This is a genomic window from Flavobacterium xueshanense, assembly GCF_900112975.1.
Classification (GTDB): Bacteria; Bacteroidota; Bacteroidia; order Flavobacteriales; family Flavobacteriaceae; genus Flavobacterium; species Flavobacterium xueshanense.
Window position 1 is genome coordinate 100,379 of record NZ_FONQ01000004.1, and the last position, 17,742, is coordinate 118,120.

A 17,742-nucleotide genomic window follows, 5' to 3' on the forward strand; every position below is an offset into this window, starting at 1 on the left:
ATTATTGTTTCAAACCGTAATTCCTGTTTTTGCAATTTCGGTATCGGCTTTAACGTGCGCTGCATTGGCTCTTCCGCTTGGATCCAGGTTTTCTTGCCATTTTGGAATCCATTTTCTAACCGTTTGTGCCGCACTTACTTGTGGATAATATTTATTAAATATCGACCTGTAAAAATAGGCTTCTTTAGTTGTAGGAGAATTGTATGGAAATTCAGTCGCTGCTCCCGATAATTGCTCATCCGTAACTTGTGTCGCACAATAATCAATCAATTCATCAATCCACTGATAACCCACACCATCTGAAAATTGTTCTTTTTGTCTCCACAAAACTTCTTCCGGAAGATACGGGTTTTCAGGAGTATCAAATGCTTTTCTTAAAATATATTTTTCTTTACCATCGTACGTTTTAGGCATCTTTTCTTCTGCTTTGATACGAACGGCGATTTCTAAAAACTCTTTGTCTAAAAACGGAACTCTAGTTTCTAATCCATGAGCCATTGTTGATTTGTCGGCTCTTAATAAATCGGCAGTAAATAATTTTTGAACTCTTTCGATGGTTTCTTTTTGAAAATCTTCCGTTGAAGGTGCATTTCTGAAATACAAATACCCGCCAAAAATCTCATCGGCTCCTTCTCCTGAAAGCACCACTTTTATTCCCAAATCCGTAATCGCTTTTGATAAGAAATACATTGGCGTACTTGCTCTTATTGAAGTCACATCATACGTTTCAAGATGCCATATTAATTTATCCAGAATTTTAATTCCTTCTTCTACAGTGAAATGAACTTCATGGTGTTCTGTTTCTAAAAATTCCGCCACTTTTCTTGCAGCGGCCGCATCCGGAGCATCCGCATTTAAACCTATTGAGAAGGAATGCAATTTTTTACCGGTTTCAGCCAATAATCTGGAGGCAATTGCCGAAGTCAATGAAGAATCCAATCCTCCTGAAAGCAATACTCCAATGGGCACATCGCTCATTAACCGTTTACGAGTCGCTTCGGTCAACGTCTCTCTGATTAATTTTAAATCTAACTCTTGGTCGGCTTTTAAATAATCTTCGTATTCCGGTTTGTAATACTTTACAAAACCCGTTTTTTGAGTATAATAATGTCCCGGAGGAAAAGTAGAAAAGGTTTTACACTGATCCGCAATAGGTTTCATTTCAGAAGAGAAATAAATTCTTCCTCGCTCGTCCAGTCCGTAATACAATGGTTTCACTCCCAGCGGGTCCCTGCCGGCAATAAAATCATCTCCATCAACAACTACAAAAGCCCAGTCTCCATCCAAACGATTGCAAAAATCGTAACCAAACTCTTCGTACAAATGCACAATAACCTCTGAATCTGATTTGGTTCTAAAAATATGCCCGTTCAAAACACCATCTCTTAATTCCTGATGATTGTATATTTCGCCATTATGTACCATGTAAGCCGTTTTTGTGCCTTGTATCGGTTGTTTTCCGGAATGTAAATCGATTATAGACAGCCTTTCATGACTTAAAATATGTCCTTTTTCAGTCACATGTAAGTCACTTTCATCCGGACCACGATGCGTCATTCTTTTTGAAAGTTCTCCAAAAAATTGTTCATCTTTTCCTCTTCCGATAATGGCTAATATTCCGCACATAACATTAAATTTTTATTTTTTTTACCAATTCAATTAGACAAATATGCGATAGCAGTTACAAATACAAAACATAATTCGTATATTTAGTTGCTATTTAAAACAAAAAGATGAGTTTTATCTTAAAAATGTAATTCAAACAACACTAAATCAAAACAGCCTGTGACAATTGTAAATCATCGGATATATTCAAATCTACTATTTGACTTTCTGACCTTTTAAATACGTGTTCGTTGGTTTCATTTTCACTATTTTATTTTCTTCCACTTTCATTAAATTCTGATCAAACATTATAAAATCAGCCCATTTCCCAACTTCCAGACTTCCTTTTTCTTTTTCTTCGAAATTAGAAAAAGCGGCCCAAATGGTCATTCCTCTTAAAGTTTCGGCTCTAGTCAAAGCATTTTCCATTTGAAAACCACCTTTTGGATATTCTTTACTGTCTTTTCTGGCTACAGCAGCATGAAAAGTTAGCATCGGATTCACTTCTTCTACAGGAAAATCTGTTCCTAAAGCTACCATTCCCGCTTTTTGAAGTAATTTTTTATAAGCATATGCATTTTTTAATCTTGCTTTTCCCAATCGGTCTTCTGCCCAATACATATCAGATGTGGCATGCGTGGGCTGAACCGAAGGAATAATTCCAAATTTAAAATAGTCAAAATCAGCTTCACGCAGAACTTGTGCGTGCTCAATTTTCCATCTTCGGTCTTTTGTGCCTGTCAAAACTTCTCCGTATATTTTCAAAATCACCGTATTGGCTGAATCGCCAATGGCATGTGTATTCAGCTGAAACTTTGAAGCCGCAATTTGTCTGGCTACTTCTTTTAATTCTGGAACTGGTGCCAACAAAGCGCCATATTGGTCGGGTTTATCAGAATACGGTTTGTGCATGCAAGCGCCACGCGAACCCAAAGCACCATCGCCATACATTTTAAAGGAACGTACATTTAGATTATCCGTTTTATAAATTCCTTTTTTTAAGTATAAATCAATATTTTTTTGATTTGCAGTGACCATAGCATATACATTGAGCTTCATCAATTTTGCTTTCTGCAAACTATCCATCAAATGAATAATATCCGGATCTAATCCTGCATCATTTACAGTTGTCAATCCATAATCAAACATCACTTTTTCGGCATCCAATAAGGCGGCAATTTGTATCTTACGAGTTGGTTTTGGAATTATCTTAAACACTAATTCCATTGGATTATCTACTAAAATTCCTGTTGGTTCCCCGTTTGCAATTTCAATCTGACCGCCAACAGCTTTCGTATCTTTCGTGATTCCGGCTAATTTTAACGCTTTACTGTTGACGATTATTGCATGCCCGTCTACTCTATTCAAGACTACAGGAATATCAGGAAATGCAGCATCTAAATCTGCTTTTGTTGGATACTTTTTAACTTTCCAATCGTTTTGATCCCAACCATTCCCAACAATAAATGTTGGATTTTTATCTTTTTGAAAAGCTTTTAAACGGGTTATTATTTCGTCCATACTTTTAGTTCCACGCAAATCAGCTTCTTGTAAACTTAATCCATAGCTGTAAAAATGGCAGTGCGCATCAATCAAGCCAGGATAAATAAATTTCCCTTTCGCTTCTATCGTATTTTTAGATTCGTATTGATTTGCAATTTCACCATTAGTACCAATAGCCACAATTTTGCCCTTATCTATTGCCATAGCCGAAGCGGTCTCAAAAGAGTTATTGACCGAGTAAATCGTTGCATCGGTAATAATCGTATCAACGGAAATTTTATTTTTTTGATCACAAGAAATCAATAAGAAAAAACCAAAGAATAGTGTAATAAATTTCATAATAAACATTTTAGTTGTGCTAATATAAAAAAACTGTACCGAATTATTTTAAACAAACGGAATTAAAAGAATTTTTTGAATTCTTAACTTGACCATTCTGATTATTTCCATAAAAAAACGCTCTCGTAATTAGTAGACTTTGTCTTTTTTATTGTGATCCTGCCAGGACAATTTAGAACCTTTTGCTAAAAGATTTGAATCTTTTGAGTGGGCTAACATAAATATAATAGGAAGGTGAGTAAGCATTACATTTTTACTGACACCAATGTCTGTAGAGTTAATCTAGCTTTAGCAAATCAGCAAAATTCAAATAAATATTAGTATATACTAAAGGTGAAGTGGCTTACATTTATAAGCAAAATCAAAAAATAATTTTTTCATCCAGATTACTATGGTTTTACCAAATAATAATTCATAATTTTTTGATTTATTGTCAAGAATAATTTGATAAATTTGGTTTCGGAAAAAACAATAAGTCTTGCGAAGGGATATATACATATTGAAGATATTGTAGCTACAAGTTTGGACAATGGAGGTTATAATGATAAAGTATTTGGAACGAAAATTGGAATGCGTGGATCTTCATTTTTTTGCAGGAATTGAAATTTTATACGAATTAGTACATTATGGGTGATATTGGAATTTTATGCCCAATAAATATTATTAGGCAGAATAAACTTTCGAAAGATGGTCATCTGGATCTATACAAAATTATGATGGGGAAATTAAAAGTACAGTAAAAAATGGGTAGTAAATATAAGATAACAATAATACTCCTTTTTATTATTTGCAGTTGTAAAAATGAGTTAAAAACGAATAGTAAAAATGGATTAAATACTCATAGAGAGAGAGTATTTATTACCCAAAATATTAATAGCCTAATTGATTCAGTTGAAAGTTTTGATACTAGCTTAATTCCTCCTTCCAAAGAATTCAAAGATCTTAAAGTAGAAAAAATAACAATTGGTTTGCTAGACTCTGTTTTTATTGAGAATGATGAGAACTTTAATTATATTAATCAAAAAAAGTCTTTTAAGTTTAAATTACAAGAAAGTGATTTAGTTAATTTTAAAACTAATTATACTATAAAACTCGTTAAAGTTAATAATTATGATAATAATATACTATTTGTAAATTTTTCAAATTTTTATATGACGGATAATGAAGCTAATATAGATGTAAAAAAAAATATTGGTATAAGTATGATTAAAGAACGATATTATTTCATAAAACGAAATGCTATTTGGGTTTTTAAAAAGAAAGAATTATTAGGAATGGGTTGATAACTCCCCCGCTAGACTTAGCATTAGGTATCAGTGTCTTGTCCTAAAATGGGTTTACCCAAAATTGTAAACCTCTTTTAGGACAAGACAAGTTGAGCAAACAAAACCAACTACAACCTAACAAAATTATAGATTTTTTTCAAGAATATTTATATTTACCACAAAGTCAAATAAGCAGAAAATATAAATTTCACGAAAAAGAGGATTCTTAATTTGTAAGTTTCGCTACCGTAAATTTGATAAATGTATTTACAAGGGATAATTATTTTGTAATAATGACCGAATCATTAGACCATTGCAGAAAAAACAAGGGTATGGGAATTTATGGTAATTGCATTATGCCAAGTCATGCACATTTTATTTTCAGGTCAGCTCAAAAAGATCCATCAGGATCAAGGAAAAACAGTTTTAGCAATAAAACAACCAACCAATAGAAATTTGGAGTTTGAAAGTGTTTGAACAAAAACTAAACTACATCCATAATAAACTTCTCCACAAATATATTCCCATAAAAAAACGCTCTCGAAAAGGAGAGCGTTCTATCTATTTTAAAAATCTTATTTCAATACTGTTTATGCTTTTGCATATGCATCATCATGCACACTAGCTACCGCTCTTCCGGACGGATCATTCATGTTCTTGAAAGCCTCATCCCATTCCAATGCAATTTTTGTACTACAGGCAACGCTTGCTTCTTGTGGAACACACAAAGCCGCTGCATCACTCGGAAAATGCTCATGAAAAATAGACCGATAGTAATATTCTTCTTTAGAGGTTGGCGTTTGTAAAGGGAACTTATATTTTGCATTTGCTAATTGTTCATCGGTAATTTCAACAGCTACAACTTCTTTCAAGGTATCAATCCAGCCGTATCCTACACCATCACTAAATTGTTCTTTTTGTCTCCAAGCCACACTTGGGGGTAACATCTCTTCAAAAGCTTTACGAACCACCCACTTTTCCATTGGGTGTTCTGCATTGATCATTTTATCTTGTGGATTAACTCTCATCGCCACATCCATAAATTCTTTGTCTAAAAATGGCACACGTCCTTCAATTCCCCATGCTGCTAAACTTTTGTTCGCTCGTAAACAATCATACATGTGAAGTTTTCCTAATTTACGCACATTTTCTTCATGGAATTCTCTCGCGTTTGGTGCTTTATGAAAATACAAATATCCTCCAAAAAGCTCATCTGCTCCTTCACCTGACAATACCATTTTGATACCCATCGATTTAATAACTCTCGCCATTAACCACATTGGTGTAGATGCCCTAATTGTAGTCACATCATACGTTTCCAAGTTATAAATTACATCTTTAATTGCGTCTAAACCTTCTTGAATAGTGAATTTAATTTCGTGGTGAATGGTTCCAATATGATCTGCAACTATTTGAGCTGCCGCTAAATCTGGAGAACCTTCTAATCCTACCGAGAAAGAGTGCAATTGCGGATACCAAGCATCGGCAACATCTCCGGATTCAATACGTTTTTGCGCATATTTTTTGGCCACAGCCGAAGTAATCGAAGAATCTAACCCTCCGGAAAGCAATACTCCGTAAGGCACATCACTCATTAATTGTCTGTGAACTGCAGCTTCTAAAGCTACTTTAATATCATCAATGCTGGTTACGTTGTCTTTTACAGCATCATAATCAACCCATTCTCTTTTGTACCATTGTACAAATTCGCCATCTTTACTTGACATATAATGTCCTGGGGGAAACAATTGGATTTTGGTACAATATCCTTCTAATGCTTTCAATTCTGAAGCCACATAAAAAGTTCCGTGTTCATCCCAGCCAATGTATAACGGAATAATTCCCATGTGATCACGAGCAACAAAATACTCATCTTTTTCTACATCATAAATGGCAAATCCAAAAATCCCGTTCATTTCATCTATAAAATGAGGTCCTTTTTCTTTATAAAGTGCTAAAATTACTTCGCAGTCACTTTCGGTTTGAAAGTTGTATTTGCCTTCAAATTGTTTACGTAATTCTCTGTGGTTGTAAATTTCACCATTTGCTGCTAAAACAAGTTGTTTGTCTTCACTAAACAACGGTTGCTTTCCTGAAGCAGGATCAACAATTGCCAAACGTTCGTGAGACAAAATCGCTTTTTCATTACTAAAAATTCCGCTCCAGTCCGGTCCACGGTGACGGATAATTTTAGACATCTCTAATACTTGAGGTCTTAAAACTTCTGCTTTTTGTTTTAAATCAAAGGCACATACTATTCCACACATAATTTTTTTGTTTAAAGTTTAAGGTTTCAAGTTGTGAAAGAAACCTACTTAGTTTATTTTGACAGGGCAAAGATGGAATTATAGTTCTATTTGAAAAACACAAATGCTATTTTTAGTTATAAATAATAACTAAAAAATAAAATTTACGTTAAAAATGTAATTGAAAGAGAATAAAAACAGAATTGAGCTTATAGATTGTAAAATAGGACGCAGATGAGATAAGTTTTATCCAATAGTCTGCACCAAATACTTCGTCCCATTAATCTCAAAAGTAAAACCTTCTTTATTTCCCATGAGTTTATTTCCCAAAGGTGATTGTGGAGATAATGCGATAATACTGATTCCGTCGACATTAATTTTTGGAAGTGCCACACTTAGATATAAATAAATTCCATTTGCTTTTACCAAGCTCCCTACAATAATCGTTTCGGCAGTTGTAGTAGCATCAATTTTATCCAAAACTATTTTTTGATCCAATATTTCTCTCAATTTACGATTGAGTTTTTCCTGCTCAATGTGCATCATTGATAAAGCCGTTTCGTGTTTGTCTCCGGCAGAACCTTTAGCATCGTTTTTAGAATCTTCGGTAAGTGCCACGATCATGTCTTTGAAAACATCAATTCGATCCTGAACTAATTGCAGATAATGAGTATGTATTTTTTGTTTGAAAGTCATAATTATTTTGCCACGAAGGCGCTAAGTCACGAAGAAAAGTAAAAATTTTAGAAAAACAGATAAACCCTTTGCGTCTTTGTGCCTTCGTGGCAAAAAAACTTGTGTCTTCGTGGTAGAAAATTTAAAAATCAAATTTATAGTTCACGCCTAAAATCACCTGAAAACCTTGAACTGGATAATTCAGCCATTTTTCATAGGCATTATTAGTAATATTATTAGCTCTCGCAAAAGCGGTCAATCGGTCGCTGTATTTGAATCCTACATTTGCATTTACATCAAAATAAGATTTTAAAGTAAAAGGACCCGGCTGAACTACATATATTAAATCAGTATTTATCTGAAAATCTTTTCGCTCGCCTACGTAAAACACATTTGCACCAGCGAACCATTTCTCAGTGATATTAAAATCAAGATTTGAACTTATTTTTATAGTAGGCAGATTCCAAGCTTCTTGCTCAAAATCATTGGTGTATTTACTGAAAATTCCATTGATTCCAAAAGACACATCGTCAGAAAAATCGGCTTTTAGTTCTCCGTAAAAACTTAATGTTTTCATATCGTCATACACCACTTGAAAGGAATTTCCAAACGCATAATCTTCATTACCCGCATTTTCATTGTAATCATTGCTTCTAAACAGGGCTTTATTTCTTTCGTTGACGTATGAAGCTTTTACATTATAGCTTACATTGTTAGTTAATTTCCCTTTTAATCCGGCAAAAACATCATACTGCTGATCTGTTGGTGTCACACTCAATGTTGGGGATAAAAACGGATTTTCGTCCACAAAATCCTGATATGAATTTTGTTTCAAGTTCCCTTCGGCACCAGTATAAAAAATCATCAAATCGCCAACTACTTTATACGAAGCATTGAATTTTGGATAAATATAAATGGAATTACTACTGTTTTGATTGTCCATGCTATATATAAATGCGGCACCAATATTTAGCGTCCAGTCGTTCTCCTGCATCACAAAACTTGGTGAGATTCCGAAATTTGTAAAGCCGTATTTCATGGCTTCTGTATTAGTATTTAAATAATTTTTCTTAAAACTTCCCCCTACATAATCTACAATTAAATCCGTTTTCACAGCACTTTCCATTACGTCAAATTCAATAGTAGGCTTTGCATAAAATCGATTTTCAGAAGATCCGGAAGAATCCGAAAAATGGTTGTATTTAATACTTGTTTTGTTTAAAATACTTTCGTTAAAAGCTACATTTCCGCCTAACGATATGGTTCTGTATGTTTGCTGCGGATCAATTGCATTAATCAACATCACTTGATCCTGAGCTGATAAAGTACTACCAAATTCTGAAGGCAATCCATACCAGTTATAAATTTGGTTTTGGTACCCTAAATCCAAATTCCATGACACTTCTTTTTGATTTGAACCGTACATCAAGTTCAGAGAGGTATCATAAAAACGATTTTCTAACGCTACATTTTTGATTCCGCCTTCTGACGAATGATGACGAAACATCCCGCCAACATAATCCGTATTATTAAGATCGTGATTTAAGAATAATTCGCCAATAAAAGTTCCGTAATTCCCAACACCAAAAGTGGCATAATTTTTAAATAAATGCGCTTGTTTTTCTTTCTCTACTCCTTCTGCTTTTCCTTTGGATGGGGTAAACGTTGAAGCTACCGGAAAAGAAAAAATGGAATATTTAATGATTTCTTTTTTGGCATTTCCTTCCTCATCCAGTTCTGGAATTTCTTTGACTTTGAAAGCATCCGAAATTTTTGGCGTATACGGTTTTACAACATTTACTGTTTCGGTGCCTATTTGCTCTTTCTTTTGTGCAAAAGAAAATTGAGAGAGCAAAAGAAACAAAATCCCCACCGCCACTCTCCCCGAAGTTAAGGGTGTCATGAATGTTACTATCGTATTAATAAATGATGTTTTATTTTTATCTTTAAATGTCATGTTTTATTTTTTTACTTCTTAATTTGTAATTCGTCCTTCCTAATCTTCAATTTATACTTCCCATTCGCCTTTTGCAATGAATTGCGTTTTGCCACCAATTTTTATCTCAAAATGATCATTCGTCAATTTCCCATCAAAATAAATCTGGGAAGGTCTGTTTATAAAATCGCCCTGATGATTGATAATTTGGATTTCCGGCTCATTATATTTTAAAAGAAAAGCCTGTAAACAAGTGCTTGCACTTCCCGTTGCCGCATCTTCAATAAGTTGATTGTTTTCAATACACAGCATTCTGCTACTGAGTTTTGCATCTTCTAAACAATAAAAATATAACGCTCTATGATTGGTTTTGCAATGCTCGCGTAACCATTCGTTCATTTTATCCTTATCCAAAATCAAATTCTCCAATGCTTTTATATTTTTGACAGGAACAATTACAAAAGCGCTTCCTGTAGTCACCTCCTGAACAGGAAATTTAGCGTCGAAATCAGTATTGCTTAAATTGCTGAACGATTCAAAATCCTCTGCTGAAAAAGTATCCAAAAATTTCGGCTGAGCAGCCTGCAGCCAAACCAAATCTCCCGATTGATTCACTGGAATTTCACCAATTGGAACCGATAATGTAATCTTTTCAGGTTGGTGCTCAAATATCTTATTCATTAAAACCCATGAAGTTCCAATAATTGGGTGACCGGCGAACTTCATTTCGTGCTCTGGAGTAAAAATTCTGATGGTTGCCGAATTGTTTTCAGCATTAAGCTCGGTGATAAAAGTGCTTTCCGCAAAGTTTGTTTCTCGCGCAATTTCCTGCATCTGCTTGTCAGTTAATGAATCGGCACCTGAAAAAACTGCGAGTTGATTTCCCGCATATTTTTTTTCTGCAAAAACATCAACGATATAAAAAGATAGACTCATTCAATTTGTTTTTTTGGCTTTCGATTATTTAAAAATTTATGCTTGATTTAAGTTGTTTTCCAACTTCCAAACCTTGATTTTTTATTTTGTTATCGATGAATTTGTTTTGGATTCTTCCGCCTTTATAGCGTTCAATTCTCTTTGTGCATCTGAAACTACATCCGGAAAATCAGTGAAATTTTGAATTACATTTTCTAAAATATAGGTTGCCTGATAACTGTCTTTCAGTCCGTAAAAGTTTTTCGCCATCAAGACTAAACCTTTGGCTCCAAAATATTTATAGCTGGAATAATTCTTCGCTAATTTTTGAACTGCAGTATTGGAAGCTTCAAATTTATCGTCTTTATTTTTAAAATAAGCATCATAATACAATGCTTCAGCTGCTAATTCCCCTTTGGCAATCGTCATTAATTTTGCATAAGCAACTTTCGCCTTCGCTTCATCACCCGTTTCAATTGCCGCACGTGCAATGATAATTTGTGCATCACTTTTTACATTGTCATCCGTTTTTGGATTTATCAAAACCTTCTCGGCATAAATACCTGAATTCGGATAATCTTTTTTATCGTAATACAATTTCATTAAGTTCGATTGTGCAAATGTTTTGTTCTGAGAAGTATCCGCTTCATTTTCTAAACGAGTCAAAATCAGAATTGCTTTTTGATCTTCTTTGTTTTTAAGGAAGATTTGAGCCAATCTTGACAACGATTGTTCTGTAAATTCACTTCTGGATTGTGCAGCTACATACTCATAATTAGGTATGGATTTGCTTTCTGACCCTTCAGCATAATACAATTGCGCGAGGTAATAATTAGCTTTCAAAGCATGAATCCCGCGAGGGAATTGATTTACATAACCGCTAAATCCTGCAATTGCCTGTTTAACGTTATTTTGTTGAAATTGTTTTTCAGCGGCTTCATACGTGTCATTATCCAATTCTGCATCCGTTACAGCAACAAAATCCAATGTACGAACCCAAGTTGCATATTCATCTACTCTACCATTGTCCACATAAATTAATCTAGCAGTCGCAACCGCTTCTAAAGCTTCCGGAGTTCTAGGAAAATCAGCCGCAACTTTTTTAAATTTCAACAATGCCTGCTCGTCTTTATCAGTGTTATAATAAACCAATCCCTGACGCAAAATAGATCTGGAAGTGAAAGATCCTTTTTTAAATTCCGCATTTAATCGGTCGTATGTTTTTACAGCAAGATCATTTTTATTCTCAGCAACATAGGTATTTGCCAATTCAAAAAGCGCATCGTCTCTGTATTCTGATTTTGGATACAATTGTAAAAAAGCATTTATCTCATCAATTTTCTTATCGTTTTTAGCCATAAATCCATAGGAAATTGCTTTTTGGAAATACGCATAATCCGCATCTACACTTTTAGATTCGATTACTTTAGTATACGCCTCCATTGCGGGACCGTATTTTGAAGTCACAAAACGGCAATCCGCTAAACGCAAATACGAATCATTCAAACGCACTTTATCCGAAGGCGCTTTTTCTATTTGTTTTTGGAAATAATCACCTGCTTGGTCGTACTCTTTCAATTTAAAATACGTGTAAGCAATATTGTAATTACTATTTTTAAATTCCGGTGTTGTTGCGGCTTGATTTGAACCAATGAATTGCTTGAAACTCAATAACGCCTCTTTGAAATCATTTAAAACATATTCAGACTCTCCTTTCCAGAAAGTAGCTCGGGCATTAAAAACCGCATCTTTCTGTTCACTTATAGATTTAGTGAACATTTTCAATGCTTCTGGGTAATTTCCATCGGTGTATAATTCTAAACCTCTATAAAAAAGTACTTTTTGATACGCTAATTTATTTTCAGGCGCTTTATTTTTTTCTAATAAAATTAAAGCTTCTTTGTAGTTTTTAGAAGAAATATAAGAATCTATCAATAATTTTTCAACCTCAGAACGGCTCCCATTGTCTGGATATTTATTCAAAAAAACTTGCAAAACAGCCGGTACACTTTGATACGAATTCCCTAATTCATAACTTAATTTGGCATAATTCAAGCTTGCATCTTCTCGAATTGCAGCATCAAAACTCATTTCCGAAGCATTTTTGAACGCATTCAAGGCCTGTTGCTTTTTATCTGTATTCAGGTAACTTTCTCCCAAGTGATAATAGGCATTTTGTGCTACTAAATCTTTCCCGCCAATGATTTTATTGAACTGCGAAATCGCATTTTCATATTCTTTTTGTTTGTAATACGCATAACCCAATTGGTAAAAATCCGTATTATTCCATTTCCCTTTTTTTCCTTTATAATCTACTAAATATGGAATTGCATTATCGTATTTTTTTAAATTAAAATAACTTTCGCCAATGATTTTATTAAGTTCTGATTTTTCCAAAGGAGTTGATTTAGCCATTGCTTTCTGCCCCAAATCAATTGCTTTTTGGAAATTCCCCAACTTAAAATTCATATCTGCCTGATAATAGGAAAGCTTTTCTTTGTACTTCTCTTCGCCCGAAACTTCGTCAAAATACTTCGTTGCCTGCTTGTAATCATCACCTTCATAAGCCATAAATCCCAAGTAATATTTGGCTTGAGAACCATATTCAGCAGAGTTAACGACTTTATTCAAATATACTGTAGCTTCTTTTTTCTTTTTGGCGTTAAAAAAACTATAGCCTTTCTGGAAATTGAATTTATCTTGGTCATTTCTGCTTAAACTGCTTTCGTCTACTTTATCAAACCATTGTAACGCTTGCGGATAATTTCCTTGGTTAAAATGATAATGTGCCACCTCAATATATGCTTGATTTTGCTTTACGCTCGTAGGATAATCTGAAACAAATTGCTCCATCAATTCATCCGCATTGGACTGATTGGTTCGAATGGCGCAATTAGCGGCATAATAGGCACAATCTGATTTCAATTCTTCAGTAGCTGCAGCTTCCTTTACTTTATTAAAAATAAGTTGCGCCGAGGCGTATTGCTCATCTTTGAATAAAGAAACCGCTTTATTAAAATCTTTAGAATCGTGAGTATAAATAATTGATTTTTGTGCCGAAATACTGGCCGTTATAATAAAAAAGGATAAAAAATAGCCCCAGGAAAGTTTACGCATTGTGATTTTATTTTAATAATTCAAATGTATTGTATTCTGAACTCTATAACGAATCCGTTTTGGCTTTTATTATGATTTTTTTTCACAGTTTGCAATTTAAGCGACATTGCGTATGATTAATCAAATCAAGCCGCGCCAGTTTTTCATAATGTTTATAATTTTTTAAATTCTGCCTAATACAACAGAATTTATTTTGAATAGAAGCGTTATCTTCTTACTTTTACCCAATAAACAAATGCAAATTATGTCACAATCCGTACTGTCTTTAAAAAATGTAACTATTTATCAAGAAGAAAAAACTATTTTAACAGAGGTAAACTTGGAGGTAAAACATGGTGAATTCCTATATATCATTGGAAAAACAGGCTCCGGAAAAAGTAGCTTAATGAAAACTTTATATGCTGATTTACCTTTAACGGACGGAGAAGGTCATATAGTAGATTTTGATTTAGCCACTTTAAAAGAAGATGACATTCCGTTTTTGAGAAGAAAGATTGGAATCGTTTTTCAGGATTTCAAATTACTTCCGGACCGCACTGTAAACGACAATATGCTGTTTGTACTGAAAGCAACTGGCTGGACAAACAACGTAGAAATGCAAAATAAGATTGACGAAGTTTTAACTAAAGTGGGAATGAGAGATTTTGGCAAAAAAATGCCTCATCAACTTTCTGGAGGAGAACAACAACGTGTAGCCATCGCTCGCGCTTTGCTTAACGACCCTGAATTAATCCTTGCGGATGAACCTACAGGAAACTTAGATCCACAAACAAGCGCCGAGGTATTGGAAGTCCTAAAGAAAATCAATGCAAATGGAAAAACCATAATTATGGCAACACACGATTATGCATTGTTAATGAAATTCCCTTCGAAAACATTAAAATGTGAAGACTCCAAAATTTTTGAAGTGATTCAGCAGCGAACAGCGTAATGCTTTCGATACTAATTCCGGTTTATAATTACAATGTTTATCCGCTGGTTTCGGAGTTGCACAAACAATGTTTAGATTGCGGAATAACGTTTGAAATTTTGTGCCAAGACGACGCTTCACAATCAAGTTTGAATGCATTTAATGAGCATGTAAATGCATTACCAAATTGCAGTTTTGTCTCCTTAAAAGAAAATCTAGCACATCGTGAAAACAGAAACTCCCTCGCTGAGCAAGCAAAATTTGATTATTTGCTTTTTATCGACGGGGACTCTATAATTATTCATGACAATTACATAAAAAAATACATTGAAAACCTTCATGATTTTGATGTTGTTTATGGAGGTAGGTTGAATCCTGAAAAATGTCCTTCCGACAACCAAAAACTACGTTGGAAATACGGAAGATTTATTGAAGACAAATTCGCCGAAAACCGAAAGAAACAACCGTATCAATCGTTACTTTTTAATAATACCGTAATTAAAAAAGAGTGTTTCAACAAAGTAAAATTTGATAAAGACACAAAAAAATACGGTCATGATGACACTCTACTTTCGTATCAATTGAGTGTATTACAAGTGAAAATAAATCATATTGAAAATCCAGTTGAACATGGACATATTGATACTAATTTAGTTTATCTGAATAAAACCAAAGAGTCTTTAGAGAATTTGATTTTGTTATACGAAGAAGAAAAAATTGATATTGAATTCGTAAGACTAATTCAACTGTATCATTTTTTAAAAAGAATAAAATCCGCTTTTATCATTTCAAAAATACATACACTTTTTGAAAAATATCTAGTACAAAATTTGACTGGAAACAATCCTGATTTAGTTCTTTTTAATTGGTTTCGAGTTGGCTATTTATGCTCAATAAATCAGAAAAATTAATTCTTTTTGATTCCAATAAATAAGTGGTTCCAAGTTGCCATAATAGCATCGATATGATATTTTTCACTTGCTAATTTTGCGTTTTTTCCCAGTTCTCTTCTTAATGTAGTATTTTCGATTAAAGTCGCAATCGCTTTTACAAAATCTGACTCATTGCCATCTTCGATCAAAAAGCCGTCTTCGTTTTGAGAAATTATTCCTCTTGGTCCGCATGGACAATCATAGGCTACACAAGGTAATCCAGAAGCCATCGCCTCAATTAAGACCATTCCGAAACCTTCATATCGAGACGTCATTAAATAAAATGAAGCGTCTAAATATTTTTCGTTAATATTCTGAACCGGTTCATAAAAAATAACATTATTCAAAATATTTAAATCCTCAGCCAACAATCTTAAATTGCCGTTTTCAGTCGATTTTCCATAAATTTCAAGAATCCAATCTGAATGTTTTTGAATGACTTTTTGCCAAATTTGCAACATTCTATCCAATCCTTTTTCGTAAGTATGCCGACCAACAGCAATTACTTTCTTAGATTTTAAATCAGAAAAAGTAGTTGGTTCAAACCATAAAGGATTTGGAATTACAACACCATTTTTCACATTCCATTCTTTCAAACTCTCCTTTGACAAGGCGACAAACTTGGTAAACCTTCTAGCAGCTAATTGTTTGAAAAGTATTTTAATCTTTGTCAAAGCAAAATACTGTGTTACTTTGCTTTCCTCAATATATTTAGAACTGTGGCACTCAAAAATAATCGGCGTGTTTATGTTTAAAATAAAAGGAATTAAATAGGCTTTTAAACCGTTATCAGAAACAATGATAACATCCGGTTGTATGGTTTTAATTTTACTTTTTAACCCTTTTGAAAAAGAATTAAAAAACTGAAAAAAGCTACCTTTTAATAGCAAATCGTGATAAAAAATAGTAGAATTAAACGAATAAAACAAAGGAGAAAAGCCTTCGTTTTGAGTTAAAATATGTACTTCATACCCTAATCTTTCTATTAGATAATTCGTTTTCACCGAAAGCACTCTGGCAACTCCGCCTTCGTTATTTATATTGGGAATAATGTAGAGAAGCTTCATTTTTTAGAAATCAAAAATTCATCAAAATCCCGAATATAATCTTCTTCATCGAACACATCAGATGCCAAAACTAAACAAACTGCTCCTGAGGAAAAATTTTCTAATTCTCTCCAAATCCCTGTTGGTATCAGTAATCCAACATTTGGCTTGTTCAATAAAAATGACTTTTTTACAGCACCATCTTGAAGAACAACCTCAAAACTTCCACTCAAAGCAATTAAAAGTTCTTGTTGAAGGATATGTGAATGTCCGCCTCTATAAGCGTTGCTTGGCACATCAAAAAGATAATACACACGCTTAAACTCAAATGGCAAAAAATCCTTTTGAATGAACGCTAAATTTCCTCGCGTATCTTCTACAACGGGGATTTTTAGAAGCTTTATGGCATCAAGAGTTGTTTTCATTTAGTAATTTGTTGATACGCTTTTTTTCCTTTACTAGCACTTTTCAATGCAGCAAAAACTTGATCTATTTTTATTTTATTCTGTTTAATATCAAAAAAAAGTTTCAAGAAAATCCACTTTCGATAATTATTCTTTAAAACTCGGGTCAAAAAAGCACCTTGAATATAATATCGATGTTCAAAATTTAATTTATCATCTGTTGAAACCGCCGGATGGCTGGCAATGACCTTTGGCACAATGATTATATTCTGTTTTTTCTTTTTCAAATCGGATAAAAAAATAGTTTCTTCTCCCATCATAAATGAACTTCCAAGCCCAAAATCAGTGTCAAAATTATTGTTGAATTGATTAAATATCGTTCTTTTTAAAGTTATTTCAATCGATAAAACACTAAAAACATCCAGATTATTTACTTGCATTTTTATCTGAGAAGGATACTTTTTAAACAATAAACCATTTGAATCTTCAATTGCAAAACAAATGCTGACAGCCTCAGGATAATTGTTGTGCGCTTCCAGAATAGTGTTTTCAAAATCCTCCTTGAAAACCTCATCGTCATCGGCCAATAAAACAAGTTTTCCATGCGCATTTTGCAAACCCAAATTCCTGCTTTTTGACAACCCTTTTTCAAATGAATTCACAATTCTGACGGAGGGAAATTCTGAAACCAAAAGCGTATTCTCTGCAGTTTGATTGATAATTAAAATTAGAAATTCCGAAAAATGACTGAAAGGAAACATAGGAATCAAAAAATCCAAAGAATCCCTATTCATTGTAGCCAATACTATTTCCAGATCTCCTTTTTTAAATTCTTTTATCAATTTGTTA

The 17,742-nt window shown here is 33.6% G+C and carries 13 protein-coding genes; 3 read left to right on the plus strand and 10 right to left on the minus strand.

Going from position 1 to position 17,742, the window contains the following annotated elements; all coding sequences use genetic code 11:
* Positions 1–9: 9 nt before the first annotated feature.
* Both asnB (BMZ76_RS06075) and BMZ76_RS06080 read right to left on the minus strand, forming a co-directional pair.
* Positions 10–1,626, minus strand: coding sequence for an asparagine synthase B (gene asnB / locus BMZ76_RS06075; RefSeq protein ID WP_091203892.1), 1,617 nt, complete (start codon positions 1,624–1,626; stop codon positions 10–12).
* A gap of 195 nt (positions 1,627–1,821) precedes the next feature.
* Positions 1,822–3,447, minus strand: coding sequence for an amidohydrolase (locus BMZ76_RS06080; protein WP_091204123.1), 1,626 nt, complete (start codon positions 3,445–3,447; stop codon positions 1,822–1,824).
* Between the two features lie 743 nt (positions 3,448–4,190).
* Here BMZ76_RS06080 and BMZ76_RS06085 point away from each other — a divergent pair.
* On the plus strand, positions 4,191–4,730 hold the full coding sequence (locus BMZ76_RS06085) for a hypothetical protein (RefSeq protein WP_091203895.1): 540 nt from the start codon (positions 4,191–4,193) through the stop codon (positions 4,728–4,730).
* Between the two features lie 572 nt (positions 4,731–5,302).
* On the opposite strand, the gene asnB (BMZ76_RS06095) is transcribed toward BMZ76_RS06085, so the two are convergent.
* From asnB (BMZ76_RS06095) to BMZ76_RS06115, 5 genes are all read right to left on the minus strand, one after another.
* The gene (gene asnB, locus BMZ76_RS06095) at positions 5,303–6,979 is read right to left on the minus strand and encodes an asparagine synthase B (RefSeq protein ID WP_091203898.1); all 1,677 of its coding nucleotides are present in this window, start codon (positions 6,977–6,979) and stop codon (positions 5,303–5,305) included.
* A 225-nt stretch (positions 6,980–7,204) separates the two neighbouring features.
* Positions 7,205–7,654 carry a hypothetical protein gene (locus BMZ76_RS06100; RefSeq protein WP_091203900.1) on the minus strand — a complete coding sequence of 150 codons (450 nt, stop codon included), beginning with the start codon at positions 7,652–7,654 and terminating at the stop codon, positions 7,205–7,207.
* A 121-nt stretch (positions 7,655–7,775) separates the two neighbouring features.
* On the minus strand, positions 7,776–9,536 hold the full coding sequence (locus BMZ76_RS06105; RefSeq protein WP_091203903.1) for a TonB-dependent receptor: 1,761 nt from the start codon (positions 9,534–9,536) through the stop codon (positions 7,776–7,778).
* Between the two features lie 105 nt (positions 9,537–9,641).
* Complete coding sequence (locus BMZ76_RS06110; protein ID WP_091203905.1) at positions 9,642–10,505, minus strand: PhzF family phenazine biosynthesis protein; 864 nt, start codon at positions 10,503–10,505, stop codon at positions 9,642–9,644.
* 81 nt (positions 10,506–10,586) lie between these two features.
* Entirely contained in the window at positions 10,587–13,601 is a 3,015-nt protein-coding gene (locus BMZ76_RS06115) for a tetratricopeptide repeat protein (protein WP_091203908.1), read from the minus strand.
* Positions 13,602–13,845: 244 nt separating this feature from the next.
* On the opposite strand from BMZ76_RS06115, the gene BMZ76_RS06120 reads away from it, so the two are divergent.
* Together BMZ76_RS06120 and BMZ76_RS06125 are read left to right on the plus strand one after the other, a co-directional pair.
* Positions 13,846–14,532, plus strand: coding sequence for a cell division ATP-binding protein FtsE (locus tag BMZ76_RS06120; RefSeq protein WP_091203911.1), 687 nt, complete (start codon positions 13,846–13,848; stop codon positions 14,530–14,532).
* On the plus strand, positions 14,532–15,422 hold the full coding sequence (locus BMZ76_RS06125) for a glycosyltransferase family 2 protein (RefSeq protein WP_091203914.1): 891 nt from the start codon (positions 14,532–14,534) through the stop codon (positions 15,420–15,422). The genes BMZ76_RS06120 and BMZ76_RS06125 overlap by 1 nt, the downstream gene beginning before the upstream one ends.
* Here the strand turns inward: BMZ76_RS06125 and BMZ76_RS06130 are convergent.
* Genes BMZ76_RS06130 through BMZ76_RS06140 form a run of 3 tightly spaced genes read right to left on the minus strand, consistent with a single transcriptional unit; the run spans position 15,419 to position 17,735 of the window.
* Positions 15,419–16,510 (minus strand): glycosyltransferase family 4 protein, encoded by a 1,092-nt coding sequence (locus BMZ76_RS06130; protein WP_091203917.1) that lies wholly within the window; start codon positions 16,508–16,510, stop codon positions 15,419–15,421. The genes BMZ76_RS06125 and BMZ76_RS06130 overlap by 4 nt on opposite strands.
* On the minus strand, positions 16,507–16,914 hold the full coding sequence (locus BMZ76_RS06135) for a sugar 3,4-ketoisomerase (protein WP_091203920.1): 408 nt from the start codon (positions 16,912–16,914) through the stop codon (positions 16,507–16,509). Before BMZ76_RS06135 ends, BMZ76_RS06130 begins: the two co-directional genes overlap by 4 nt.
* Positions 16,911–17,735: a glycosyltransferase family 2 protein gene (locus BMZ76_RS06140; protein WP_167547427.1), complete on the minus strand. Its 825-nt coding sequence runs from the start codon at positions 17,733–17,735 to the stop codon at positions 16,911–16,913. The genes BMZ76_RS06135 and BMZ76_RS06140 overlap by 4 nt, the downstream gene beginning before the upstream one ends.
* Positions 17,736–17,742: the final 7 nt, after the last annotated feature.